This is a genomic window from Egibacter rhizosphaerae (genome assembly GCF_004322855.1).
In the GTDB taxonomy this organism is placed as follows: Bacteria; Actinomycetota; Nitriliruptoria; order Euzebyales; family Egibacteraceae; genus Egibacter; species Egibacter rhizosphaerae.
In genome coordinates this window covers 3,230,135-3,254,743 of the sequence record NZ_CP036402.1, presented here as the reverse complement: position 1 = coordinate 3,254,743, position 24,609 = coordinate 3,230,135, and the positions used below count along the sequence as shown (strand labels likewise).

The following is a 24,609-nucleotide window of genomic DNA, read 5'->3' as shown; positions in this document are numbered from 1 at the left end:
CGACGGCCAGGGCCGCGGCTGCCCTGACCATCAAGTCCCGGCATGTCTGGTCACGTCCCTCAGGGCTCACGACCGGACAACGCCTCGACGACGGTCGGGGTGACGATCTCGCTGCCCCCGGTGATGCGCAGCCGGTCGGGAGCGTGGTCGGTCAGCCACTCGCGGGTGGCCGCCGAGGCATCGAGATCGCCACCGTCCACGAGCACGAGCACCCCGCCGGTGGCCGCGGCTGCCGCACCGGCGGTGAGCCCGTCGGGCCAGTCGCGTCCGGTGGCGATCCACGCCTGGTCGGGGTCCGCCCCGACCGCGATGGCTGCGTCCAGCACCGCCACGGTGGTCCCCCACCGGTCGGCGCCGGCCAAGCGGCGAGCCACATCCAGCCCCGCGGTCGCGTCATCGGAAACGACGGTCGGGCCGCCGACGACCTCGACCGTGCGGCCATCGGCTGCCTCCCGGGTCGCGTCCGGCACGTCATCGGCCCTGGTCAGCAGGATCGGCGTCGCGTCGATCCCGGCGTAGCTCGCTGCCGCGAGGGCATCGGGCCACCCACGCTCGGGTGCGGCCGGGTCGCTCGCCGCGAGCAGCGCCCGACCGGTGGCGCCACCGCGGGCCGTGACCTCCTCGGCGACCCGCGCCGCGGTGTCGAACCGGTCCTGTCCCGCGATCCGATCGACGGTCACGCCGCCCCCACCCAGGGCAGCCTCGACGCTGCCCGCCACGGCGTCGGGACCGCCGACGACCAGGACCTGCGTGACCCCCAGCGCCTCGAGGGCCTCGCTCGTGGCCGCCGGCAGCTCGTCGCCGCGAGTGAGCAGCAACGGGGCATCGGCTGCGGCGGCGAGCGGACCTGCTGCGAGGCTATCGGCCGGCTCGGCGCCGGTGGCCACCACCGCGGTATCGGACCCGTCGGGATGCGCTTCCAGTGCGACCTCGGCAGCGGTCTCCACACGGTCGCCCCCGGCGATCCGCTCCGTGCCGGCGGGATCCAACGCGACCTCGACCGCGGTGGTCGCCCGAGCCTCGACGGCCTCGGTCACGGTCGCGTCCCGGTGGCCGTCCGCGGTGACCGCGATCTCGACAACGTCGCCGGTCGGCACGTCCTCATCGCTGCTCGACCAGGCCACGAGCCCTTCCTCGTCGGTCGTCCCGGCCAGCGCCCCGTCATCGACGACGACCTCCGCGCCCGCGACGAGTGCCTCCCCGGCGTCGGTGACTGTCACCTGCAACTCGGTCGGGCTCGGGCGGGTGGGGCGCGAGAGCTGCGCCTCAGTGCTCGTCGTTCCACCGCCACTGGGCACCACGGCGCTGTCGCGGGACGAGGCCAGGCCATCGGCCTGGAGGCGCAGATCCACTTCCCCGGGAGGCAGCTCCGCGGTCACCGAGGGAGGCACCGACGCCGGCGCGACCGACAGCGTCGAGATGAGCGGGTGGTCAGCCCCCGGCTCCGCATGGTGCGTGACGCGGTGGTCACCCGACCCCGTGTCGGTGAAGGTGACCGAGGCGCCGTCCGCGGACTCTCCCGACGGATCGAGGACGGTCACCTCGACGGTGCCGGCGTCCTGTCCGCGGTCGGCGAGACCGGTTTCCACCGCGCCGCTGTCACAGTCCCATCCCGCCGGTGGGTTCCCGAGCTGGTCGCGGTTCGGGCACGTTTCGCTGTCGGCTCGGTCGAACAGGTCGTCGAACGAGCCGTGGTCAACGGCGTCGGGGTCCGGGGCCAGCGCCTCGCCACGGCGGAACAGGCCGTCAGCGGCGTTGGCCTCCGCATCGACGGGCACGAGGTTGCCAATGTCCACGGTGGGTCCGTCGAGACCGTCAGCGCAGTTGCCGCCCAACCGCGCGTTGCCGCCCTCGTCGGTCACCTCCGCGGCGCCGCATCCGGTCAACGCGACGATGGACCCGGCAATCGCGACGGTCGCGTTGGGATCGTCGGGCAGTTCCCACCCGTCCAACGTCGTCCCGGACACGATGGTCTGCTCGGCGTGCACGGCTCCCCCGCGCACCGTGCTCGCGGCCACGGTCACCCGTTCGGCAGAGACGTCCGCATCCACGACCGCCGAGCCGGTCAGGTCCACGTGGGTGCCCGTCACTGACCCGTCGGTGGCGCTCGAGCGCTCGAGGGTGAGGTCCTCGTCGGCCATGAGGTGCGTGTTGGTGAGCACGACGCCGGTCGTGGCGACCGCACCGCCGCTGGTGATCACGCCGTCGGTGACGTCGAGCCGGTCGAGGGTGACCCCCGCGGCCGCCGTGAGGTCGCCGTCGGCGAGGACGACCTCCGCCACGTCGCGCTCGTCGCCGGTGACCGTGACCTCCTGTTCCACGTCGAGCTCGAGCGCCTCGTCGGGGACGATGGTTGCCCCGGCCGGCAAGACGATCTCCTGCACCGGATCGAGGTCGGCGTCGGCGGTGGCGTTGGCGAATTCGATGGCCGCGCGCAAGGTGCACTCGGGCTGGCCGTCCGAGGTCTCCGCGCCGGTCCAGCAGCCCGCAGCTGCGGGCACGTCGGCGCGGGGCTCGTCACCGTCGGCGTTGACCTCGATGGTGGGCCCGACATTCGCCGACCGCTCGACCACGTTGGTGCCGGCGGGCTCGCTGTCGACCGTGTCGCCGGCGGCGGGGTCGGTCCAGACCGCGACCGCCTGTGCCTCCAGCTGCTCGGGATCGACCTCGCCGGTGTCCAGTGCCACGGTCTCCGGCGCCTCGACCGCGTCGAGGACCGCTTCGTCGACCGGGTCCTCGTCGTCGGGATGCTCCAGGGTCACGAGCACCGCCACGGGGTCAACGGCGTCGGCGACCGCATCGGCGTAGTAGTGGGTCGGCGCGTCGACGGTGACGTGGTACCGCGGCGAGGCCGGCTCGTTCACCGCGGCCTCGATCTCGGGTTCGGGTGGCGTTCCCGTCAGCCCCACCACCGTGGTGGAGGTCGTCTGTCCCGCCGCGGTCTCCACGGTCACCTCGAGCTCCCACAGCGCCCCCTCTCCGGCGAGGTCGAAGACCGCCTCGTCCCCCGGGTCCGTGGCGACCTCGTCGATCGTGGCGTCCCCGTCGAGCGCTTCACCAACGACCGTCACCTCGTCGAGGATCACGGCGCTGGTGGCGGCGGCGTCGACCACCAGCTGCGAGGCGGTTCGATCGATCTCCGCGACGATGTCGGGCCCCTCGAGCTCCTGTGCCTGCACCACCGCGACAGCCCCCTCGACCGCGCCGGTGGCGACCAGCCGGACCTCGACCGCGGGACGGTCGGCCAGCTGCGCGTCCCGGAAGGCGGTCGCGTCGGCGGTCAGGGTCGCGGTGACCAGGCCGGCCTCTCCCGCGTCGCCGGCCGGGTCGTCGTGCACGGCGAGCACGGCTCCGTCGTCGCTGTCGACGACCTCCAAGGCGTCGACGGGCGCCTGCTGACCGTCCCAGGACAGCTCGACGGTGGCCTGCACCTGCTCGCCATCGTCGACGACCTCCTGGTCGGTGACGACGACGTCGGGGGCCTCGGGCGCGTCGGGGTCGGACAGGTGCGCCGTCGCCGGGGCGCTCTCGGCCGACGGGTTGACCGCGCGCAGCTCGACCTCTTCGCTCTCCAGCGGATCGCTCGGCAGGACCGCGGTCGCCCCCGTGTCGTCCTCGCCAGCGCGGGCCACCTCCTCGCCGTCGCTGGTAGCCACCAGCTCGGTGCCCGTCGGCAGGTCCTGCGGAGGCTCGTAGGCGTCCCACGCGAGGGGGACGGTGTAGGCGTCCGCATCGACGTCCCAGGCCGGTGCGTCCGTGACCGCCAGCCCAGTCGGCGCGTCCGGGGCGCCGCCGAACGACGCGTCAGTGGGCACGGCCGCGCCGTCGTCGCCCTGGATCCCGACCGCGAAGACCTCGACTGGATGGGTGTCGCCGAGGTCGGTCTCGCCGATCTCCACGGTCGTGGCGGTCGCGTCGACGTCGTCGGCCAGCGTCTGCCCGTCGCGCTCGACCCGGTAGTGCCCGGCCGGCGCGCTTTCGCCGTCGCCCCAGTCGCTCGGTTCGGACCAGTCGAGGTGCACATCGACCGCGCCGTCGGTGGGCTCCGGGGTCGCGTCGATCGGGTCGAGATCGCTGCCGGGAGCGTCCAGCGCGTCCACCGTCGTCGCGGCTGCCTCACCGGTGACCACGTCGTTCACCGCCTCGATCTCGACGGTGTCGCCGCCTGCGGCCACCGCAACGGTTGCCGCGTGTGTGCCGGCACCGACGGTCGTGCTGGCCTCGCCGCTGGTGACCACGTACTCGAGGAGGTCGTCGCCGCCGTCGGACTCGGGAGGCTCCCAGCTCACCGTCGCCTCGCGCTGCTCCTGGTCCCAGGCGACGTCGTCCACGGCAGGGTCGACCGGCGCGGTGGGGCACAGGGCGACGTCACCGACCGCTGCGCTATCCCAGTCGCCCGGCGCGATCCCGCTCTCGGCGCGCACGAAGGCTTCCAGCTCCCCGGCCTCCTCGACGGTGAGCGACGCCGAGTCCGCGTCCTCGTCGGGCTGGGTCTCGGCGAGCGGCTCGGCGTCACCGGGAGCGTCGCCGGCGTGATGGATCTCGACGCGGTAGCTGGTCACGCCCTCGTCGCCGGTGTCACTGGGCTCGGTCCACGCCACGTCGATCGTCGCCTCGTCGGTGGTGACCTCGCCGAGACCCGCGTCGTCGATTGTGGGAGCGTCCGGGGCCTCCCCCAGGGCGACCGTGTGCTCGCCTTGCCCGAACGTCTCGGTCTGCTCGGCCCCGCCGGGGTAGACGAGCGTCACCGTCGCGCTGCCGTCGCTCGCCGCGCCGGCACCGCCGCCAGTCTCCATGCTCCCGTCAGAGATCACGTCGTCATCGATGTGCCCGGAGCCACCCCCGCCGGCGACGCCGTAGTCGTCGCTGGGGTACTGCTCGCCGGCGCCCCCGCCGCCGTGCCAGCCACCCCCGCCGCCGGCGGCGTAGCTGCCACCGGTCTGCACGTCGACGTCGCCCCCCTGGCCAGGGTCGCCGTCGTCGAACACGCCGTCGGGCGGACCATCGGGGCAGTACTCGCCGCAGCTGGCCTCTCCCTCGCCGCCGTCCCCCTGGGTGCCGCCGCCACCCGTGGCGTAGCTGGCGCTGCCGCCCTCTCCTTCCTCGCCGCCCCCGTCCCCGCCGCTGGCGCTGGTGTTCCAGTCGCTCGCGCCGCCTCCCCCGCCGCCGGCGACAAGCACGCGCTCGTCTAGGCCGTCGCCGTCGAGGCGCACGTCGGTCGCGCCGCCGCCTGTGCCGATCGGCCCGCCCGCATAGTCGCCCTGCAGCCTCGCATCTCCGCCGCCGTTGAAGCCGCTATCACCAGGACTCTGGGCCTGCTGGTCACCGGCGCCACCGACCACGACGGTGAACTCGTCGCCGATGTCGAGCTCGGCGGTACCTGCGGCCCAACCACCGGAGCCACCCTCGTTGCCGCCTCCGGCTCCCTCGAGTCCGAAGGTGACGCCGACGGTGTCCGCGGCAGTCGCGGGCGTGGACGGCGGGACCGCGACAAGGCTGGCGACGAGGACCAGGACGAGCAGGACGGCGAGCGCGCGACGCGGCAGCAACGCACGAGCAGCCAGGCGTGGGTATGACAACGACAGACCTCCGAGGATGACCCGCGGGCAGGGAGCGACTACACAGAGTCGCTACTCTACCAACTACCAATACCAAATTCAATAGAGTCGTGCGGGGACGATCCAGCCGACTGTCCGGCAACGACCACGTAGCCGGTCCTCGCTACAGGCACTCAACCTCGGGGCGGGCCGGCACTCCGCCGACGCGAACGCAGTAGCCACGCCGTCCGGCCGATGCGGCCGCCAGCATCGACCCTGCCGCCGGCTATCGGTATTGCGTGCGGATCTCCTCGGCGCGGTGGCGCACCGCCCGCCACGATCGGCGGGGCATGTGCTTGCGCCAATCGAGCATGTCGGTGAGCAGTCGACTCTCCGCGCGCTCGTACAACGTCCCGAGATGTTCGTCCCAGGCCGGATCGAAGCGGTCGGCCTTGCCCGGGAGCGGTGTCAGTTCCCCCACCACCAGCCCCCGGGAACTGTCGTACAGGTCGACGCGCATGAACGGGATCGGCAATGCCGACGAGATGTCAGCCGCCAGGCGGAGCGCACCTTCGGGATCCTGAGGCGCGAGTGTCTCGTCGATGCGGTCTCGGTACTTGCCGACATCGACCGGCGTCCAGTCCGCGTCGAACCAGCGGTAGCGCCGAGGGGCCGCTCGCTGCAGCAACACGCATCCGATCTCGCCCCGGAACGCGTAGACCTTCACGTCGTTGGCGGGCCGAGGGTCCTCGTCCGGGTGCAGGAGGAGCTCCTCGACCAGCCACTGTTCGCCGACGCGACGCTTCCGCGCGATCCCCTCGAGACGCGCGATGAGCTCCTCGAAGGTCTCCGACGTCCCGGCCAGCACGTCGTGCCAGCCCCGACCGCTCCCGTCGGGCACCAACGCCGCGACGCCGTGGGAACTCGACCCGCTGACGGGCTTGAGAACCCGCGGCTCGGTGAGATGGCTGGGCGTCACCTCACGAAGCGAACCGAGCACGTCGTGGTGGCGCGGCACGGGCGCGCCGAGCGACTCGAGGACGCGACGAGCCGCCTGCTTGCCGATCACTGCGACGAGCGGGTTGTCCTTGCGCCGATTCGCCGCCGCGATCTCGTAGCCGAACGAAGGCCGGGTCAGTGATTCACCCATCCCGGTCGAGCGTAGCGGGGCCGCCACACCGACGTGTCGGTCATTCGTGCACGGACGGCGGTGAGCACCGTCTCAGGGGCGGAGCGCTTCAAGCTCCGGAGTGAGCACCCCCAAGCGCGCCGATCGATCGAGCAGCGCGTTCGCACGCTCGTCGTCGCCCCGGTCGAGCCAGTGCTCCACGGCTTCGCCCACCAGATCGGGCTGGGCTCGCTCGATCTCCATGATCCGGCGCCACATCTCGTCCGCGAGCTCGTGCTCGCCGAGTTCGTCGGCGATCCGCGCGGAGCCCACGAGCGAGGGGAAGCGGCGCGGGTCGGCGTCGAGGGCGTCGCTGTGCGCGTCTAGGGCGGCGTCGAGTTCGCCCACCGTCGCGAGCGCGTCGGCTCGTTCCTGTTGGTAGCGTCCCGAACTTCCGATGAGCTGCTCAGCGTGCTCGAGGCGTTCGCCACCACGATCGAGGTCGCCGGTCTGGATGCGCGCGACGCCTTCCGCGGCCGCCCGCTCCGCGCGCAAGGGCACGGTGGCCGCCCAGGCGCCGACCAGCACGATCGCCGCAGTCACAGCGACCGTGATGACTTCGCGGGGGCGGGATCGCTGCCGGCGTCGCGGTCGTCCGCCCCCCTCGCTGCTGCCGAACTCGCGCGTTCGAACCGTGCCGCTGAGGGCGAGCACCATGCCGGCGAGCACCCAGTGCCACACCGCTAGCGCGGGCACATCGATCGACACGAGCGACTGCACCTGGTACGCCGCCCAGGCGCCACCGACGCCGCCCAGCAGCAAGCGTTGAGGACCCTGCGTGCGGCGAAGCCCGACCACGAGCGCCACACCGACCCCCACGACGAAGGCGACATAGGGCACGAGCCCGAGTAGTCCGGCCTGGGCGGCGATGTCGAGCGGAACACTGTGCGCGGAATCGGCGATGAGCGTCGACTCGTACTCGGTCGCGCCCTCGGGTGGGCGGAACTCGCGGTAATGGGCCGAGAAGCGGCCGACACCCACCCCTGTGAGTGGCTCGGCACGGAACATGGCCCACGCCGTCTCCCAGTACAGGAGGCGGGGCCCGACCGCCGCGAGATTGGAAAGGCCCGACAACGGTCCGACTCCACCCAGCCCCGTCAGCCCGAGCGTGAGCCCGACCGCCCCGCCACCGGCGGCGGCGGCGAGCCCGATGCGCTGGACCCTGCCGCCGTGCTCCAGCAGCCAGGCGACGAGCAGCACACCGAGCCCCACCACGCCGACGATGGGGCCCTGCACCGAGCCCGACAGGCTCGCGACGACGAGCAGTCCGAGTGCGAGGGCGCCGACGGTCGAACGCCACTGGAGCTGTCGTCGCTCGAGTGCGAGTGACGCCACGAGCGGCACGGCGATCCCCAGGATCGCCGATGCGAAGTTCGGGTTGCCCATCGTCGCGACGACCGGGCCGAAGGCACTTGGCATGTCCAACGGGTCGGCGCCCGCGTACTGCAGCAACCCGTGCAGGGCGACCACCCCTCCGACGGCAACCAGCGCCGTGCGCAGGGCTCGAACCTCCTGGACCGGCGCACCCGCCACGATGGCAAGCAGTGCCGCGGCGGCGCCCAGATACAGCAGCGCGCCGTTCGCGCGTGCCTCCTCACCCCACCAACCGGCCCAGCCGACGCCGTTGGCGAGTACGCCGAGCGCGATCCCGAGGGCTGCGGCAACACCAAGCCACACCGCCAGGTTGGTCGGCGGCCGTACCGACCGATCTTTGATCGTGCCATGCGCCCACAGCGCCAGAAGGGCCACCGCTCCTGCCATCACGATCGGCCACTTCGCTGCGGTGACGCCACCGATGAGTGCTCGTGAGAAGGCCAGTGGGGCCAGCACGGCCACGGCCCCCACCACGAGCACCTCGGTTCGGGGGTGACGCGTCATAGGGCGCGCAGCCTAGATCCGGGCTCCGCCATCTCGCGAACTCAGCGCAGGGACACGAAGGCGGCGTCCGAAAACGCCGAAGGGGCCCGGTCCGAAGACCGGGCCCCTCGGGCTTACTTCGGTTCTGTCGTCCGAATTGGAGAAACCGGACTCAGTACCGACGCTTTGGGCTAGAAGCCCGCCGCGCCCTCGAAGTTGGACTCCTCGATGAACCAGTCGATCGAGTCATCGTTGTCCACCGCTCCGGAAAGGACCGTCGCGAGGACCGGATCGTCGAGGTCGTCGAGGTCACCATCGCCGTCATCGATCTCGAACTCGACAACGACCTCGTTGCCGTCGACCTCGTCCTCCGAACCATCGTCGGCGAACTCGACCGACTCGTCATAGATGCGGAACGAACCCACATCGGCGACGTCGACGTCCTTGTCGAAGGTGTAGGTCACCTCGACGGACTCGAGGTCACCGTCGATGTCGGTGAACTCCTCGATCGACGCCTCGGTCAAGACCGGAGCGAACGACTCGCCCGCGTCCAAGCCGATGTCGAACCGCACCTCACCGGCGAAGTTCTCTTCGCCAGCAGCGGTATCGGCCGCAACAGCCTCGTCGGCGACGGTCGCACCGATGACGCCCTCAGCGAGAACACCGTCCTCGTATTCCTCGCTGAAGTCGACCTCGACGGTCGAGCCGTCGTAGTCAACAGCGTCGCCTTCGTCGCTGTCGACCTCCAGCGTGTTGCCGTTCACGGCGTAGACGGCGAACGCGTCGGCTTCATCGTCCGCGAGGACAGTCTCGCTGAACTCGTACGTCACGACGTCACCGTTGACCTCGACGTCCTCAAGGTCGGGGTACGTTGTCGAACCGCCGTTCGCTACGTCCACCGACTGAAGGACGCTATCGGCCCCGGAAGCAAGTGCCGTCCCGTGGTCGATGTTGATCCGGCGGATCTCGTCGTCGTCGTCGTCAAGGTCAAACTCGACGGTCACGACCTCGTCATCGACGTCCACCACACCCTCACCGGACTGGCTGGCAGTCTCGTCATCGTCGTCGACGTACACAGCGTTGAAGCCGTCCTCCCCAAGATTACCGGCATCGGTGTCGATGTCCTCGTCGAAGACGAACTCAACCTCAAGGTTGTCGGCGTCGTTCTCGTCGATGTCGCCGACGTCCATCAGGTTTGGCAGGTCAGCCAGCCCGTCGAACTCCAAGTCCTGGTACCCGGCCGAGCCCTCGGGGTTGGCGTCCCCGGCGGCAGTGCTGACCGTCCCGTACTCGACGGTTCCAGCGGTCACGTCGTCCAGATCCAGATTCAGATTCTGGAAGTCGACGTTCACGACGTTGTTGTCGTCGGCACGAGCCGCCGCATCTCCCTCCTCGGATTCCCCGAAGGCATCGTGGAGGTAGAACCCTTCTTCGTCGATGTTGGCGTCGCCAGCGACGACGTCTTCGTCGAACTCGAACGCAACGCGAGCGGTGCTGCCGACCTCGCTCACCAGGTCAACGGACTGCAGCTCAGGACCATCGACGAACCCGACTGCCGGGGTGACCTCAGTGGTGGCCGCCGACTGGATCGCGCTCTCGACGTTGGCCGAGACGGCAGCGGTGCCACCGAAGATGGTGATGAGGTCGATCTGCGCGGCGTTGTCCGAGGCGTAGTCCTCGATCGCGTCCGGCAGCTCGTCGCGGATGTCGTTGATCGGCAGGAGCGGGCTGGTGTTCTCGCCGCCGTACGGGGCCGCCGCGAGGGCGTCCGCCGGGACGTTGTCACCGTCCGGGTTCTCCGGACCGAAGCCCGTGGCCACGAGGACCTCGCTGCTGTCCGCGAAGTCGTCGTCGTACTGTGCGATCTCGATCGCGGTCTCGAAGCGGGTGTCCCCGTCGAGGCGCTCCACCGAGTCGTCGCCGGTGATGTCCTCGATCTGCTCGACGACCTCGTCGCTGACGGCACTGCCGCCACCAAGGACGAGCACGTCGTCCACGTCGAGGTTCTCGAGGGCGTCAGCCGAGAAGTCCGGCAGGTCGTTGACCTCGGTCAGCAGGATCGGGTAGCCGTTGCCCTGGGCGAGCGGCCCGACCGACAGCGAGTCGGCGGCCACGCGGCCGGTGGCCACGACGGCGGTGTCGACGTCGTCGCTGTCGAACTCGCCGGCCATCTGCGCGGCGGTCTCGAAGCGGTCCTCACCGTCGAACCGCTCGATGTCCCAGTCGCCCTCGAGCTCAGCTTCGATGCTGGCGCTGACCGCGCTCTCGCCACCCGCGACGTGCACGGTGCTGGGGTCGAGGCGGTCGAGCTCGTCGAGCGTGTCGTCGGTGGCGCTGTCCAGCACGTCGTTGACGAGCAGGATCGGCGCGTCGACCGCGCCCGAGAGCCCGCCCGAGGCGAGCGCGTCGGGGAAGTTGAAGCCCGCGGCGATGATGACGTCGTCAGCATCGTCGTAGGTCTCCTGCGAAGCCTCAGCCGCTGTCTCGAACCGGTCGTCACCCTCGATGCGCTGGGTTTCCGGTTCGTGCTCATCGGCTGCGGCCGGAGGCGCGTAGACGACCACGGACGCGACCAGCGCGAGTGCGGCAAGCACCGCGAGGGCGCGTCCTGGTGCGCGCACTACGGATGTACTCAATTTGACCTCCTGGATCTGTGGTTCCACAGATGGAGCCGCCCCTGCGGGGCAGCCTCCGTGCTGGTGACCGGCCCGGATGGGTCGCACCCGGAGCCGTCCCAAGCTCTTTCGTCGTCCACCGCCGGCACGAGGAGTGCCGTCGGCTCGCCGGTAGTGATCTTGCGACCGGGGCGATACCTCACCGCCCGTGGTCGCGGATGGGGCGTCACGTACGATTCGTGCTTCCGTGACACGACCTCACTTACTGACGGGCAGCCCTCCTCGTTTGTCGCTTGCGGTGACGCTCTTGCCATGGCCTCAGACGCGTGGGGTGACCGGACCGTTGCGGGTGGCCTTCGCCTCCTACCCGGATCTTCCCGGACGAATCCGGTCTGACCGCTTTTCCGGTTTACCCGCTTTGCGGGCATCTATGCCCGGTCCAGTGGGCCACTGCGCGTGAAGCCCCAGCCGTCGACCGATGTCGTTCCTCCGCGTTGCCCGGGCGCGCGGTCAATTGCGAGCGCCTCACGGCGCGCGTTCGCAGCTGGCCCGGGGGGTCGAGGCCGAGCGGGACCTTAGCCGACACAACGGACGAGGGCAACGAACCCGATCGGAGAAGCCCGGCGGCCAATGGAGCCCTGAGCCGATCCGGCCGCGAATGCGCTCGACGTCACAGCTGCGCGTCCACCGGACACCGCAGCTCTGGGGCGCCCGGGCCAGACCCGGGCGCGGCCCGGCTGAACTACCACGCCTGATGACTCTGAGTCACCTTCCCTTACAGGGCTCCCCTCGGGGGCGAGACGGCCGACCCGTCCCGCGAAGGCCAGAAATCGGAGACGCGATGTCCGCCACCGCCGCTGCCGCACTCGCCGCGATCTCCGGCCTCGCGCTGGGGGCCGCAGCCACGCTGCTGTGGCGCGTGTCCGGCTCCGGCGGTCCCAGCACCCCGCGTTTCCCCGACCGCTTCGACCTTCAGGCCCGGCTGGCGGGACTCGGCCCGCGCGTGTAGGAGGCACGGCTGATGGTGGTGCGGATCCATCCGCCGTGGGTGGTCGCGGGTGACCTGGAGTCGAACCCGAAGGGCGGGCACCGCGCCCTCGGAGCGGAACTGGTCGCCGCCTTCGGCAGCGACGCGGTGTTCCAGCTGTCAGCGGGCGAGTACGCGGTCCTCGACCCCGAGGGCGGCGCCAACTCGCGCGCTGCCGACCGAGCATGGCGCGCCGCGCGCGACGCCGGCCAAAGAGCGGGGCTGGGCGACCGGGTCGTCTCCGGCTTCAGCGAGGGCCAGTCCGGCGACGCCCGCAACCCCGACGCCCTTTGGGAGCGCGCGGAAGCCGCCGCCGGACGGGCCGTTCGCGACGCGGTCCCGACCGTGTCGTTCGCCCGGCTGCCCCTGCCCCCGATCCCCGTCAGTGCACCGCAGACCGAGGCCGTCCGCGAGACTCTGCGCAACGCGACGTTGCGGGTCGTGTACGAACCGGTGGTCGACCTCTTCACGCAGCAGCTGGTCGGGTACGACGTGCAGCCGCGACCGGCGCAGCGCTCCGAACTCGCCAGCAGCAGCCAAATGCTCGCCACCGCGCAGCGGATCGGCGAGACCCGCGCGCTCGAGGCCCTCACCCTCCTAACGGTACGCACCGACGGACCCGGGTTCGGCATGCCCGCGGACGCCCGCTTGTTCCTGCGCGTCTCGGCCGCCCACCTCGACGAGGAGGCGTTCTCGCGCGACGCGCTCGTGACGTGGGCCAAGGGCTGTGGCCTCACGGTCCCCCGATGCGTGGTGCTGCTCGATGGCAATCCGACCGACACCACGACCGAGCGGGTCGCGGAGCTCGCCGCCGCCGGCTTCCAGATCGGCGTGGACGAGGTCGGACACCCCCACACGCCGCTGCACCTGCTGACCAGCATGGACGCCGCCTACGTGCGTCTGGACGGGGCGTTCCTCGCGAGCGTCCTGGGCAGCGAGTCCGGCCGCGCATGGGTGCGCGGCGTCTGCGCGGCCGCCGCGGAGGTCAGCGCGACCGTGATCGCTCCGCAGCTCGAGGACGAGGACCGGCTCGCTGCCGTCCGATCGCTCGCCTCGCAGCCGAGCCCGGTGCGTGCCGCCATTGCCGGCCAGGGCGCGGTGCTGGGGGCGACCACGCCCGACCCGGGGACGACGGTGGAGTCCGCGGCGGCGGAGGCCGAGGACGACCGTGCCGAGCAGCCGGTCCCCGACCTGCCTCGGGCCGTCGAGGCGGACGACGGGTGAGCCTGGTGGGTGGCGGGGGATGCGGGGCGCCCGAGCCTCGACGAGGCTGACGCGGACCGATCGGGGCCTGCTCCCGTTTCCGCATCCACACCCGTGACGGGTCCCGCTGGCGGCGAAACGAGCCAACGAGCCCCTGATGGCCATCACAGGGGGGACATCACGCAGGGGGCCATCATGCAGGGGGTCATCACGCAGGGGGCCATCATGCAACTGCCGCAGCCAGGCTGGTTCGAGGACCCCACCGACGAGCGCATGCTGCGGTACTGGGACGGCAACCAGTGGGCCGAGCAGTGGCATCCCAAGCAGGACGCCGACCTCCCCCCGTCGGCGGGGCGGTCGTCGTCCGAGGAGTCGTCGCAGCGTCCGGTCCCTGCCGAGCACCCTCCCCCCGGCTGGCACGCCGATCCTTACGGGCTGCCGGGGCAACGCTGGTGGGACGGCGATAGTTGGACCGAGCACGTGAGCGACGCAGGAGGCGCGGACGCGCACGCCCCTGCGGCCTCGACGGACCCGCTGCGCTTCGGCGAGGCGATCGTCACGGTGTTGCGGAAGTTCAACCACTTCGACGGACGCGCGCCCCGCGCGGAGTACTGGTGGTGGGTCCTGCTCCAAGGGATCGTCTCGCTGGCCGCGTGGGTCATCGGCTCCGAGTGGCTCTCGCTCATCGTCTTCCTCGTGTTGCTGCTTCCCTACCTCGCGGTGACCACGCGCCGCTTCCACGACCTCGGTCGCAGCGGCGTGTGGGTGCTCGCGCTGCTGGGACCGCCGTTGGTCCTGAGCCTGCTGCCGCTGCTGTTCCTACAAGCCGGGGCCCTCGGGGCACTCATCGTCGTCACGCTGCTGCAGCCGGTCAGTTGGCTCTTCGTGATCGCGTTGCTCGTGTTCTGCGCGCTGCCAGGACAGCCGCACGCGAACCAGTACGGGACGCCGCCACTGCACCCCTCACCGGCCACGGATGCCGCACGAACCGACCGCCCAGGAGGCAGGTCGTGACCGAACCGACCGACGACCAGGGTCGGACGATCGGGCCGAGGGGGATCAGTCCGTGAGGTACTGCGAGCAATGCGGATCCCGGTTGAGCACCGGGGTCGCGTACTGCATCGAGTGCGGGACCCGGGTCGATCGGGTCGACGAGACGGCGGAGCTCCCACCCCCGGAACGGCCGGACGGCGGTGCGGGCACCGCCTCGGGGCCGCCGCCTCCCCCGCCCGAGCCCTCGTCGTCATCCGGTCCGGCCCTACGGGCGACGGCGTCGCCGCCTCCGCCTCCACCTCCACCTCCACCACCGCCACCGCCAGCTGCCCCCACGGCGCGGGCGCAGCGCAAGCCGCCCGATCGGCTCCTGTGGGGTCTCGGGGCGCTGCTGATCGTCGGCGTGATCGGCGTAGGGGTACTGGCATGGTTGCACCTGGCCGAGCCCGCCCTGTTGGACCAGCTGCTCACCGGCGACGTCGACCCCGAGACCCACAAGGTCGACGAGGTCGACGAGGTCGACGAGCCAGCCGGGGACGTGCCGCCCGACGCGCCTCGCGAGGACGCCCAGGACGAGCCGCGCTCCGCGGCAGAGGGCCCCCATAAGGCCGAGGCATCGGGCCCGGCAGACGGGGACGAGACATCGGCGACGTCCAGCGCGCACGAGCTCACGCGAGCGTTCGAGCGCTACCACGCGACGATGGACGCGGGCGACGTCGACGGCGTCCTCGCGCTCCAGTCGCCTGGGCTCCGCAGCGAGGACGGATGGTCGTCCGGTGACGTCGCCGCGTTCGTCGAAGACACGATCGTCGGGGTGGATGTCGTCGACGTCACCAACGTGGAGCCGAACAGCGGGCGAGTCGAAGGGCGGGTGGAGTTCGCCCTGCCTGACGGCGCCGTCTCCAAGGAGCTCCTGCGGGTCGAGTTCGTCCCCGACGATGAGGGTGACGTGCTGCTGCTCGACGACTACGAGGTGCTGGAGGCCGAGCACGTCCCCGAGGGGAAGGTGGAGCCACGATGAGCCACGGAGCGTGGCAGGCCAGCGACGGCAACTGGTACCCGTCCGAGCAGCACCCCGACCCGGCCTACCGCGCGCGATACGCACAAGCTCCCCCGGATCCGCCGCCCGCGGTCCGCCGCCGGCGCGACCCCACCCTCGCCGCGCTGGCGCTCGCCGTCGTCGCAGCCGCCGGCGTCACGGTCGCCACGTTCACGTTGGGCGGCGACGAAGGCGAGGCCGAGGGGACGGTGGACGCGAACGACGTCGAGGAGACCGCCGACCCGAACGACGCGGACGGGACGCTGGTGCGACTGCTGGACGCGATCCCCTACCGCGAGACCGGCGGGGCGCTGCCGTTCCTCGTCCTCGGCGACCTGGAGCTGGGCTGGGAGGTTGCGCCCGCGGGACGACCCGCCGACGCGCGCGACTGGCAGGCCCTGGACGCGGACACCGCGACTGACCATGACCACCCGCTGAGCGGCACGCGAGGCTCGCTGCCGCCGGGCAACGATTTCATCGCGGCGATGATCCGGCTCGAGGAGGTCGCGTTCGGCGACGAGCTCGGGTTCGGCCCGGTCGACGTCGACCAGTTCGTGGAGTGGCACGGGGGCTCGGCTTGGGCCGGCACGTTGCGCGACGAGGCGGCTGAGGTCGCCGCGAGCCTCGACGAGCATGACCGCTGGGGACGCCGCGACGACCCGACGTGGTTCGAACGCGAGGGCGAGGACTCCGTGCTGGCCAACGCGAGCGCGATCGTGCCCGACGGGGACACGGTGGCGATCGGCGAGAGCCCGACCACCGGCGGCCCGGAGGAACTGCCCACCGCGCTCGGCCCCGACGCGCGACGGCTCAGCGACGTGAGTGGCCTGCGCACGCTCGCGGCGGCGCTGGAAGGGCGGAGCGCCTACGCGTGGGTCTTCCACGCGCCGCCGGCGATCGACCTTGATTGGGGCGAGCTGGACGGCGCCGAGCACCTGCCCGAGCCCTACGCGGCAGGGGCGTACGCGACTGTGGCGGACGGGCCGGAGCTCACCCCGACCCTCGTGCTCGTGCACGACGACGACGGGACCGCCGAGACCAACGCCGAGGCGCTGCGTGAGCGCAGCGACGACGAAGCGGGCACCATTGCCAGCGTCGAGCGCGAGGGCGCGGTCGTGTGGGCGACGGCCGATCCCGACGAGGCGGGCGACGTGGTGCGGGCCATGAGGCGTCTGGACCGGACCGTTCTCGAGCAGGCAGCCCCGGGCGACTGACGCGCGACGACCGGCCGCCCACGGGTTCACAGCCGGAGTTCGATCGTGTCCATCACTGATCGCATTGACAGCGAGCTCGGCGGCGGCGAAGCGCTGCGGGCCCGGCACGCGCGTGACGGTGGACGCCTCGGCGCGCCGGCCCGCCTCATCGAGCGCCTCCTCGGGCAGTGCCGCCGGGCCGGGCCACCGGAGGATCCCGGATAGCCCGCCATGGCCCGCCGCGCCTCCGCCCGCACGATCCGTGGGGTTGACCGGACGGCTGCCGCGCCGGCAGCGAGTGTGAGGATCGAGACTATGAGACCCCCTCGTCGAGCCGTCCTGAGCGTGCTGACACTGTCGGCCGTGGCGGTGGCCGCCACGGGGATCAGCGACCCGTGGGTCGCCGATGCCGAGGAGCCGACCGAGGCCGCGGGCGGCCAGACGGTCGCGTCGTCACGGCTGGCCGGCGACGACCGGTTCGCCACCGCCGTGGCCATCGCCGAGGCCGCCTACCCCGACGGCGCCGACACCGCGTACCTCGCGCGCGCCGACGAGTTCGCCGACGCGCTCGCCGCCGGAGCCTTGGACGACGGACCGACCCTGCTGACTCCCAGTGGCGGCCCGGTCCCCGACGTGGTCGTCGACGAGGTCGAGCGCCTCGACCCGGCACGCGTGGTCGCCTTGGGCGGCACGGCGGCCGTCGAGTCGGCGACGTTGACCGAGGCGGCAGGCGGCCGCGCCACCGACCGCTTGGCCGGCGACGACCGGTTCGCCACCGCCGTGGCCATCGCCGAGGCCGCCTACCCCGACGGCGCCGACACCGTGTACCTCGCGCGCGCGGACGAGTTCGCCGACTCGCTGGCGGCCGGGGTCATCGACGCGGGCCCGGTGCTGCTGGCCCGCGACGCCGCCCCGCTGCCGGGCGGACTCGCCGACGCGATCGAGGCGCTCGACCCCGCCGAGGTCGTCGGGCTCGGCGGGCGCTCGGCGCTGTCTCGCGAAGTGCTGCTCGAGGCCGCGGAGGGCCGCGCCGTCGATCGCCTCGACGGACGCGACCGCTTCGACACGGCCGCGCGCGTCGCCGACGAGGCTGCCGGCACCGCCGACGGAGACGCGTCGCGGCTCTACCTGGCCCGTGCCGACACCTTCCCCGACGCGCTGGCCGCCGGCGCGCTCGACGACGGGCCCCTCATGCTGGCCCCCCGCACCGGCCCGGTGAGCCCGACGGTGTTGGAGGCCGCGCGGCTGCACGCCCCCGACGAGGTGGTGGCCCTGGGCAGCGACGCCGCGATCGACGACGAGGTGCTCGCGCAGGTGGCGGCGGCCGCCGCCGGGCAGGCGGCGCTGCGTGCCGACGGCGAGCGGCTCACCGGGGTCGTCGAGCCGTTCCACGGCGGCGCGCCGCGCCTGCTGGACCACCTCGACGGGCACCATGGCCAGCAGGTGCGCCTTGACCTCGCCCTGCGCGTCGACGCGGACGCCGCGACCCGCCCCTTCGACAGCGAGCCGCTCGCGGGCGCCACCGTGCTCGCCGTCGACGGGGTCGGCGAGCGCTGCGAGCCCGGCGACGCCGGGTGCGCTGTGGACTTGGCGGTGTTCGGCGTGGACGACGCCGCCACGAGCCTGGAGCGCCACGCGACGTCGTGGCGGCTACGGGGCGCCTTCGACGTCGATGCCTCCTCGACCGCCGGCTCGGGTGACCGCCGTGTCATCCTGCGCGCCGACGGTGTCGGGCCCGACGCGCAGCGCGAGGGTGTGCAGCGCGCCGGTGAGGCCTTCGCCGACGCGCTGCGCCGCGACGATCGCGACGCGGGCCTCGCCGCGGAGGACCGCCGCCTTCGTGGCAGCGTCTACGATCGGCAGCGCGAGGTCGCCGATCGATTCGGCGGGCCCGACGCCTACATCGTCGGTCCCGAGTGCGGGCATTGGGGGTGCGACATGTTCGCGGCCACGCACGGCGGCGTCATCATCGAGCCGCGCCGCGGCGCGCCGCGGGTCATCGGCTCGCCAGGCGAGGCGGCCAACTTCGTCGAGATCAGCCCCGATCCTCCGGTGCCGACCTGCGTCACCGACCCACGTGGCGCGCCGTTGCTCGACGTCCCCGGTGGCGTCGAGATGGGGCGCGCCGGCTTCGGCGAGTGCTCGCTGCAGGTCGTGCCCGGTGAGGACGGGGTGACCCTCGGGCCCGAGGGTGAGGCGCTGCGCAGCGCCCGCTGGGGCGTGCACGCGGGCGTCGTCCCCGACGAGGCGGTGGAGCCGCCATGAGCCGGGGAGCGTGACAGGCCAACGACGGCTTCTGGTGCCCGCCCGAGCAGCACGCCGACTCGGCCTACCGCGCGGTTCGCGCAGACTCCCCCGGAGCCCCCGGCCGTGGATTCAACCCCACGGGTCGCGCGGCCGACGGGCAGGCGACCAAGCGGGCTGTCCCGCGCGAGCGGACAAGAGGAGTGACGGATGCGCGTGCGGCTGATCGTCGCGCTCCTGGTGGGCGCGCTGGCCCTGGCGAGCTGCGGGGAGGGGGAAGAACCCGAGGCGACCGCCGGTGCCGACGGGACCGACGACGCGACCCCGCCGGCCGACGAGCCACCCGACGCACCCGAGGGATCCGACGGATTCGACGGATTCGACGGATTCGACTCCGACGGAGCCGACGACCCCGACGAGTCCGACGAGGACCCCGGCGAGGTCGACGACGACGGACTCGGCGGAGATGCGGGCCACCACGACGGCGGCGAGGACGACCCCGAGGAGGACGACGAGCCGACCGACGAGGACGACGGCGGGTCGAAAGAGGCCGCGGACGGCCCCCTCGACGGCGCGGTGGTCGCGATCGACCCCGGCCACAACGGCGGCAACGCGGACCATCCCGAGGAGATCCAGCAGCCGGTCGACGCCGGTGGGCTCACCAAGCAGTGCAACACCGTCGGCGCGGTCACCGACGACGGCTACACCGAGGCGCGGTTCAACTGGGACCTGTCACGGGTCGTGCGCGACGAGCTCGAGGACGAGGGCGCCGAGGTCCACCTGACCCGCGAGGACAACGAGGGCTGGGGACCGTGCATCGACGAGCGCGGCGCGTTCGCCGGCGAGGTCGGCGCCGACCTGCTGGTGTCCATCCACGCCGACGGGGCACCGGCGCAGGCCCACGGGTTCCACGTCATCCACCCCGACGCCGTCGAGGGCCACACCGAGCACATCGTCGAGCCCTCGGCGATCCTCGCGGCGCACATCCGGGACGCGTTCCTCGATGCGGGCCGCGAACCGGCGACCTACGTCGGCGAGCACGGCCTCGTCCAACGCGACGACCTGGGCACGCTGAACCGCTCGGACGTGCCCGCCGTGCTCGTCGAGGTCGGGAACATGGGCAACCCCGACGACGCCGCCACGCTGGCGAGCGAGTCGGGGCGCGCCGAGCTCGCCGACGCCCTCGTCAGCGGGATCGAGGCCCACCTCGACGAGGTCGCCGCCGACGAGGACTGATCTCAGGGCCGCTCGACCCACTCGCCGTCGGGGCCCAGACGCAGCCGCAGCGTCTCCTCGATGCTGGGGCAGCAGCGCGGGTCGTCGTCGACGTACTCGTAGCGGGTCAGGCGCAGCCCGCCGTCCTCGAACGCGGGCTGTGAGCCGACCAGGCGACCACCGACGTCGATGACCTCGCCGTCCTCGACGCCGAACACCTGCACCTCCCCCCAACCGGTCGACGCCCCCAACGCGCACGCGAAGGTCACGAGCGCGACCTCGCCATCGTGGCCCTCCACGTGGCCGTACTCCCACGCGACGCCGTCGACGTCCAGGCGCAGGGCGTCGGGCGCGTCGCCGGGGCCCGGCACCCACTCGCCGTCGCGCACCTCGCCGGGCTCGCCGTCGCACAGCGGGTCGTAGGCGCGCGTGGCCCAGTCGACGTCGCGGACGCCAGCGGGCCCACCCTCCTCGGGAGGCTCCTCGCCGGCGCCGGAGTCGTGAGGCTCGTCGGCAACGTCCGGCGCGCCGGGATCGTCTGGGTGGGCCGCGACGTCGGGATCGCCGGCGCACTCGACGGCGGTGGCGGCGTCGAGCACGCCGAACGGCTGGCCGCCCACGTCGCGGCCGTCCGCGGAGGCCAGCAGACACGCTCGGGCCTGCTCGGCGGTCAGGTCGGGCTCAGCCGCCATCATCAGCGCGGCGGCGCCGGTCACGATCGGAGCGGAGAAGGACGTGCCGTACGCGAGGTCGTGCACCCCGCCCTGGCACCCGCGGCTGATGGCCGGCGCCCAGGCACAGGCGCTGGTGGAGGTCGAGAGGATGTGGTCGAACTCGTCGCCGACGCGCCCGGCCCCGCTGCGCCCACCCGGCGCGGCGATGTCGACGCTGGCGCCGCGGTTGGAGAAGTCCGACAGCTGCTTGTGCTCGGTCGTCGCACCCACGGTGACGACCGGGACCGGCACCTCGTCGGCCACGCTGCCGGGCCAGAGCAGTTCCTCCTCGCAGGCGTCGTTGCCGGCGGCGACCACGATCAGCGGCTCGTGGCGGTGCTCCGCGACCGCCTGAGTCAGGACCTCGACCGTCTCGAATCGGAGGTCGCGCAGGTGCTCGCGGACCTCGGGATCGTCGAACACCGTGCAGTCAGCGCCATCCTCGAGTTGCGTCCCGAAGCTGAGGTTGATGACGTCCGCGCCGTCCTCGATCGCCCGGACCAGCGCCTGATGGACCAGGGGCCGGGACAGCACGTGGTCGCCGGCTTCGTAGCGGAGCCCGTCATCCTCGGGGTCGTCGGGGTCGGGGTCGTCGGGGTCGGCGTCGGGGGCCGGCAGGTCGGTAAGGGCGTTCCAGAACACGTCGTGGCCGTGCAGATCGCAGTCCCAAGCCACCCCGCTGATCCCCGCGCCGTTGTGGCCGTCGGCGCAGGCGACGCCGGCGACCATGCTGCCGTGATGCTCGGCGGTCGCGCGCTCGCCGTGGACCGCGGCGAAGTTCAGATCAGGGTGGCTGGGGCTGAAGTCGCCGTCGATGACGGCCACGTGCACCCCGCCGGCGTCGGTCTGGTGCCCCCACGCCTCGGGCACGCGGGCCTGCTGGAGGTGCCAGTTGTTGCCGCGCGGCTCGCCGTCCCAGCTGTCGTCCCAGAGCGGCGCGGCGGGCCTCGGAGGGTCGGCCTGGCCCGCTGGGCCGCCACCGAGCACGTGTCGGGTGGCCGAGGCGACACGGTCGTCGTCGTCCAGTCCGGCGAGCGCTCCCTCCAACGCGTCGTGGGCGTCGTCGGGGTCGTCGGCGCCGTCAGGGTCGTGGGCGTCGTCGGGGTCGTGGGCGTCGTCGGGGTCGTGGGCGTCGTCGACGCGGAGCTGGTACATCGCGGCGGGCGGGGTGGCGCCCACCACCGTGGCCCCGTGGTCGTCGGCGACGGCGCGCGCGGTGGCGGCCGGACCACCGTCGGCCTCCTCGCGGTCGATGACGACCAGTGCCTCGTCGACCACCGCACGTCCGAGCGGGCGGGCCTCGCCGATGCGGTGGGAGGCCGGCTGCAGCGGCCGGTCGAGCGCGCCGTCGCCACCGGCGGCCACCACCTCGACGGTCACCGCCAGCGGGCCTCCCGCGGACCCGTCGCCGTCGCGTACCGCCACCTCGCCCGTCACGGTGTCGCCGACATCGGCCTCCGGCGGCGCCTCGGCGACCAAGGCGAGCTCGCCCGCGCCGGCCGGCAGTGCAGCGTCCGGCACCGCGTCGACGACGGCCAGGGCGTCGGCCAGCTCGTCGGAGACCTCGACGTGCGGATCGCTGACCCCGTCAGCGGCCTCGAAGCCAGCCACGATCGTGGCCGCGCCGCCCTCGGCGACCTCGACGACCACCTCGTCGTCCTCCCAGGCGAGTGCGCCCGCCTGCGCATCGGCGGTGCTGCCTGCCGAGTCACCCCCGGGGCTGCCAGCTGTGTTGCCGCCGCTCACTTCGGCATCGGAAGGCGCCCACAGGAGCCTTACCGTGCCGACGCCGCCGACGGCGACCGCCAGGCCCGCGGCCGCGAGGGCGACCGCGGCGCGGCGTCGGCGACGGGACCGGACGCGCCCCGCCGACGCGAGCCGATCCGGCTCCCGCGACGCGGCGGCAGCGAAGCGAGCACGATGCGCCGGGTCAGGGTGGCGCTCCGGGCTGTACCACTCGCCGTCGCTGGCCTGCCACCAGCCCGGCCCCGGCGGTTCACTCATCGGCCGGCTGCCTCCGTCGCGGCCGGACCGGCGCAGGCCGCCGCTCGTCGAGGGCTCATGGCCGCCATCATCAGGGTCGTGGGCATGGTCCCGCATGGTGGGGTACGGGGGATCTGTGCGCGTGTGACAGGACAGTCACGATAGGGCCTCCACGCTGAAAGTGACGATATTGTCACGAAGGGGTAGGCAGGAAGCGGGACCGGTGGAGAGGCGCCTACCGATGCGCCTCGCCCAGAGCCCTGTGAGTGGGACCCTGGGCCTCAGCGCGTACTCCTCTCGTTCGACAGGAGGGCGGCTTGCCTTCACGAGCTTTCACGGGCCGCGGACCCCGCTGGGGCTGCGTCCCAGTAGTGCAGACGTTCGATGGATGGCAGCGCAGACGTTCGATGGATGGTAGTGCAAATGTTCGATGGATGGTAGTGCAAATGTTCGATGGATGGTAGCGTAGCGAGTCAGTGCACCGGACTGTCCCTCTGAGTTACCAGAGAGGGGGTACATGGCCGGCTATATCCGTCGCGTCGTCGATGACGAGCTCGACGAGGTTCTGCCGCAGTTGCCTGCCGTCATGCTCGACGGGCCAAAGGGCGTGGGAAAGACCGAGACGGCGCTCCGGCGCGCGCAGAGCGTCTGGCGGCTGGACGACCCAGCTCAGCTTCAGATCATCCAGGCCGACCCAACCATCGTCACGAAGGACCCACCGCCGATATTGATCGACGAGTGGCAGCTGTTCCCTGCGGTGTGGGACGTCGTCAAGCGCGCCGTGGACGCTGACGCGGCTCCCGGCACGTTCGTGTTGACTGGATCTGCAGCGTCACGAACCACCACCCACTCCGGCGCCGCGCGGATCGTCACCGCGAGGATGCGCCCGATGACGCTTCCAGAGCGGAGCGACTACGAGCCGACCGTGAGCCTCGCCGAGCTGCTCACCGGCACCCGTGGGCCAGTGACCGGCACGACTAGCCTTTCGATGAGCAACTACACGCACGAGATCATCTGGTCCGGGTTCCCTGGGCTGCGCGAGCACTCCGGGCGAGCGCTTCGTACGCAGCTCGACGGTTACCTCGACAGGATCATCGACCGCGACGTCGGTGAGGTAGGACACAGGATCAGAAGCCCGTCCAAACTCCGTGCCTGGTTTACTGCCTACGCCGCCGCAGCCGCAGAAGCGGTCTCCTATGAAAAGGTGAGGGATGCCGCAACTCACGGCCATGGGGAGAAGCCAGCGAAGACGACGACCTCGCCCTACATCGACGCCCTCACCGACCTGCGCATCCTCGATCCACTACCCGCCTGGCACCCCGGATCCACCCACCTTCATCGACTCACGCAGACGCCGAAGCATCACCTTGCCGATCCAGCCCTCGCAGTGCGCCTCCTCGGTCTGGACGCCAAGGCGCTCCTCGCCGGTGACAGCGGCGGCGTGACCCTGCCGCGGGATGGCGTTCTGCTCGGTGGGTTCTTCGAGTCGCTGGGGGCACTATCGGTGCGTGTGTTCGCCCAGCACAGCGAGGCGACGGTGTCGCATCTCCGTACCTATGGCGGCGAGCACGAAGTCGACCTCATCGTCGAGACCGGAGGCGGTGACGTCGTCGCGATCGAGGTAAAGCTGTCCACGACAGTCGACGATTCCGACGTCCGGCACTTGAACTGGCTCGAGGAGCAGATCGGGAACCGCGTCCTCGACAAGGTCGTACTGAACTCGGGACCGCAGGCTTACCGACGAGCGGACGGGGTAGCCGTCGTTCCTCTCGCGCTCTTGGGCGCGTAGGCAACGCGGCACTCCTGCTCATCCTGGTCTTAT

At 72.1% G+C, this 24,609-nt stretch carries 14 protein-coding genes; 9 read left to right on the top strand and 5 right to left on the bottom strand.

Translation table 11 applies throughout. The features are described 5' to 3' along the window. Positions 1-59: 59 nt before the first annotated feature. The 4 genes from ER308_RS15010 to ER308_RS14995 form a co-directional block, all read right to left on the bottom strand. Positions 60-5,579 carry a cell wall-binding repeat-containing protein gene (locus tag ER308_RS15010; protein ID WP_131155735.1) on the bottom strand — a complete coding sequence of 1,840 codons (5,520 nt, stop codon included), beginning with the start codon at positions 5,577-5,579 and terminating at the stop codon, positions 60-62. A gap of 244 nt (positions 5,580-5,823) precedes the next feature. Continuing rightward, on the bottom strand, positions 5,824-6,687 hold the full coding sequence (locus ER308_RS15005; RefSeq protein ID WP_131155734.1) for an ATP-grasp fold amidoligase family protein: 864 nt from the start codon (positions 6,685-6,687) through the stop codon (positions 5,824-5,826). Positions 6,688-6,759: 72 nt separating this feature from the next. After that, on the bottom strand, positions 6,760-8,583 hold the full coding sequence (locus ER308_RS15000; RefSeq protein ID WP_131155733.1) for an O-antigen ligase family protein: 1,824 nt from the start codon (positions 8,581-8,583) through the stop codon (positions 6,760-6,762). Between the two features lie 170 nt (positions 8,584-8,753). Next, positions 8,754-11,156: a cell wall-binding repeat-containing protein gene (locus ER308_RS14995; protein WP_131155732.1), complete on the bottom strand. Its 2,403-nt coding sequence runs from the start codon at positions 11,154-11,156 to the stop codon at positions 8,754-8,756. Between the two features lie 862 nt (positions 11,157-12,018). Here ER308_RS14995 and ER308_RS21735 point away from each other — a divergent pair. The 8 genes from ER308_RS21735 (at position 12,019) to ER308_RS22850 (ending at position 20,112) form a co-directional block, all read left to right on the top strand. Continuing rightward, entirely contained in the window at positions 12,019-12,186 is a 168-nt protein-coding gene (locus ER308_RS21735) for a hypothetical protein (protein WP_165492127.1), read from the top strand. Between the two features lie 12 nt (positions 12,187-12,198). Continuing rightward, positions 12,199-13,428 carry an EAL domain-containing protein gene (locus ER308_RS14990; RefSeq protein ID WP_131155731.1) on the top strand — a complete coding sequence of 410 codons (1,230 nt, stop codon included), beginning with the start codon at positions 12,199-12,201 and terminating at the stop codon, positions 13,426-13,428. Between the two features lie 174 nt (positions 13,429-13,602). Further along, the gene (locus ER308_RS14985; protein WP_131155730.1) at positions 13,603-14,421 is read left to right on the top strand and encodes a DUF805 domain-containing protein; all 819 of its coding nucleotides are present in this window, start codon (positions 13,603-13,605) and stop codon (positions 14,419-14,421) included. Between the two features lie 82 nt (positions 14,422-14,503). Continuing rightward, positions 14,504-15,421, top strand: a complete 918-nt coding sequence (locus ER308_RS14980) for a hypothetical protein (protein WP_131155729.1) — start codon at positions 14,504-14,506, stop codon at positions 15,419-15,421. After that, positions 15,418-16,653 carry a hypothetical protein gene (locus ER308_RS14975; RefSeq protein WP_131155728.1) on the top strand — a complete coding sequence of 412 codons (1,236 nt, stop codon included), beginning with the start codon at positions 15,418-15,420 and terminating at the stop codon, positions 16,651-16,653. The genes ER308_RS14980 and ER308_RS14975 overlap by 4 nt, the downstream gene beginning before the upstream one ends. Before the next feature lie 45 nt (positions 16,654-16,698). Then, positions 16,699-16,857, top strand: coding sequence for a hypothetical protein (locus tag ER308_RS21730; protein WP_165492126.1), 159 nt, complete (start codon positions 16,699-16,701; stop codon positions 16,855-16,857). A 90-nt stretch (positions 16,858-16,947) separates the two neighbouring features. Further along, a complete protein-coding gene (locus ER308_RS14970) occupies positions 16,948-18,897 on the top strand; it encodes a cell wall-binding repeat-containing protein (protein ID WP_165492125.1) in 1,950 nt (649 codons plus the stop codon). Between the two features lie 189 nt (positions 18,898-19,086). Then, a complete protein-coding gene (locus tag ER308_RS22850; RefSeq protein WP_131155726.1) occupies positions 19,087-20,112 on the top strand; it encodes an N-acetylmuramoyl-L-alanine amidase in 1,026 nt (341 codons plus the stop codon). Between the two features lie 2 nt (positions 20,113-20,114). Here the strand turns inward: ER308_RS22850 and ER308_RS14960 are convergent, their stop codons facing one another. Further along, a complete protein-coding gene (locus tag ER308_RS14960) occupies positions 20,115-22,808 on the bottom strand; it encodes a S8 family peptidase (protein WP_131155725.1) in 2,694 nt (897 codons plus the stop codon). Between the two features lie 496 nt (positions 22,809-23,304). On the opposite strand from ER308_RS14960, the gene ER308_RS14955 reads away from it, so the two are divergent. Next, on the top strand, positions 23,305-24,576 hold the full coding sequence (locus ER308_RS14955) for an ATP-binding protein (RefSeq protein WP_131155724.1): 1,272 nt from the start codon (positions 23,305-23,307) through the stop codon (positions 24,574-24,576). Positions 24,577-24,609 lie beyond the last annotated feature (33 nt).

Bases quoted from the DNA above. Each gene is read 5' to 3' on its own strand.
- ER308_RS15005 (WP_131155734.1), bottom strand. From the start codon at position 6,687: ATGGGTGAATCACTGACCCGGCCTTCGTTCGGCTACGAGATCGCGGCG.
- ER308_RS15000 (WP_131155733.1), bottom strand. From the start codon at position 8,583: ATGACGCGTCACCCCCGAACCGAGGTGCTCGTGGTGGGGGCCGTGGCC.
- ER308_RS21735 (WP_165492127.1), top strand. From the start codon at position 12,019: ATGTCCGCCACCGCCGCTGCCGCACTCGCCGCGATCTCCGGCCTCGCG.
- ER308_RS14990 (WP_131155731.1), top strand. From the start codon at position 12,199: ATGGTGGTGCGGATCCATCCGCCGTGGGTGGTCGCGGGTGACCTGGAG.
- ER308_RS14985 (WP_131155730.1), top strand. From the start codon at position 13,603: ATGCAGGGGGTCATCACGCAGGGGGCCATCATGCAACTGCCGCAGCCA.
- ER308_RS14975 (WP_131155728.1), top strand. From the start codon at position 15,418: ATGAGCCACGGAGCGTGGCAGGCCAGCGACGGCAACTGGTACCCGTCC.
- ER308_RS14970 (WP_165492125.1), top strand. From the start codon at position 16,948: ATGAGACCCCCTCGTCGAGCCGTCCTGAGCGTGCTGACACTGTCGGCC.
- ER308_RS22850 (WP_131155726.1), top strand. From the start codon at position 19,087: ATGCGCGTGCGGCTGATCGTCGCGCTCCTGGTGGGCGCGCTGGCCCTG.
- ER308_RS14960 (WP_131155725.1), bottom strand. From the start codon at position 22,808: ATGAGTGAACCGCCGGGGCCGGGCTGGTGGCAGGCCAGCGACGGCGAG.
- ER308_RS14955 (WP_131155724.1), top strand. From the start codon at position 23,305: ATGGCCGGCTATATCCGTCGCGTCGTCGATGACGAGCTCGACGAGGTT.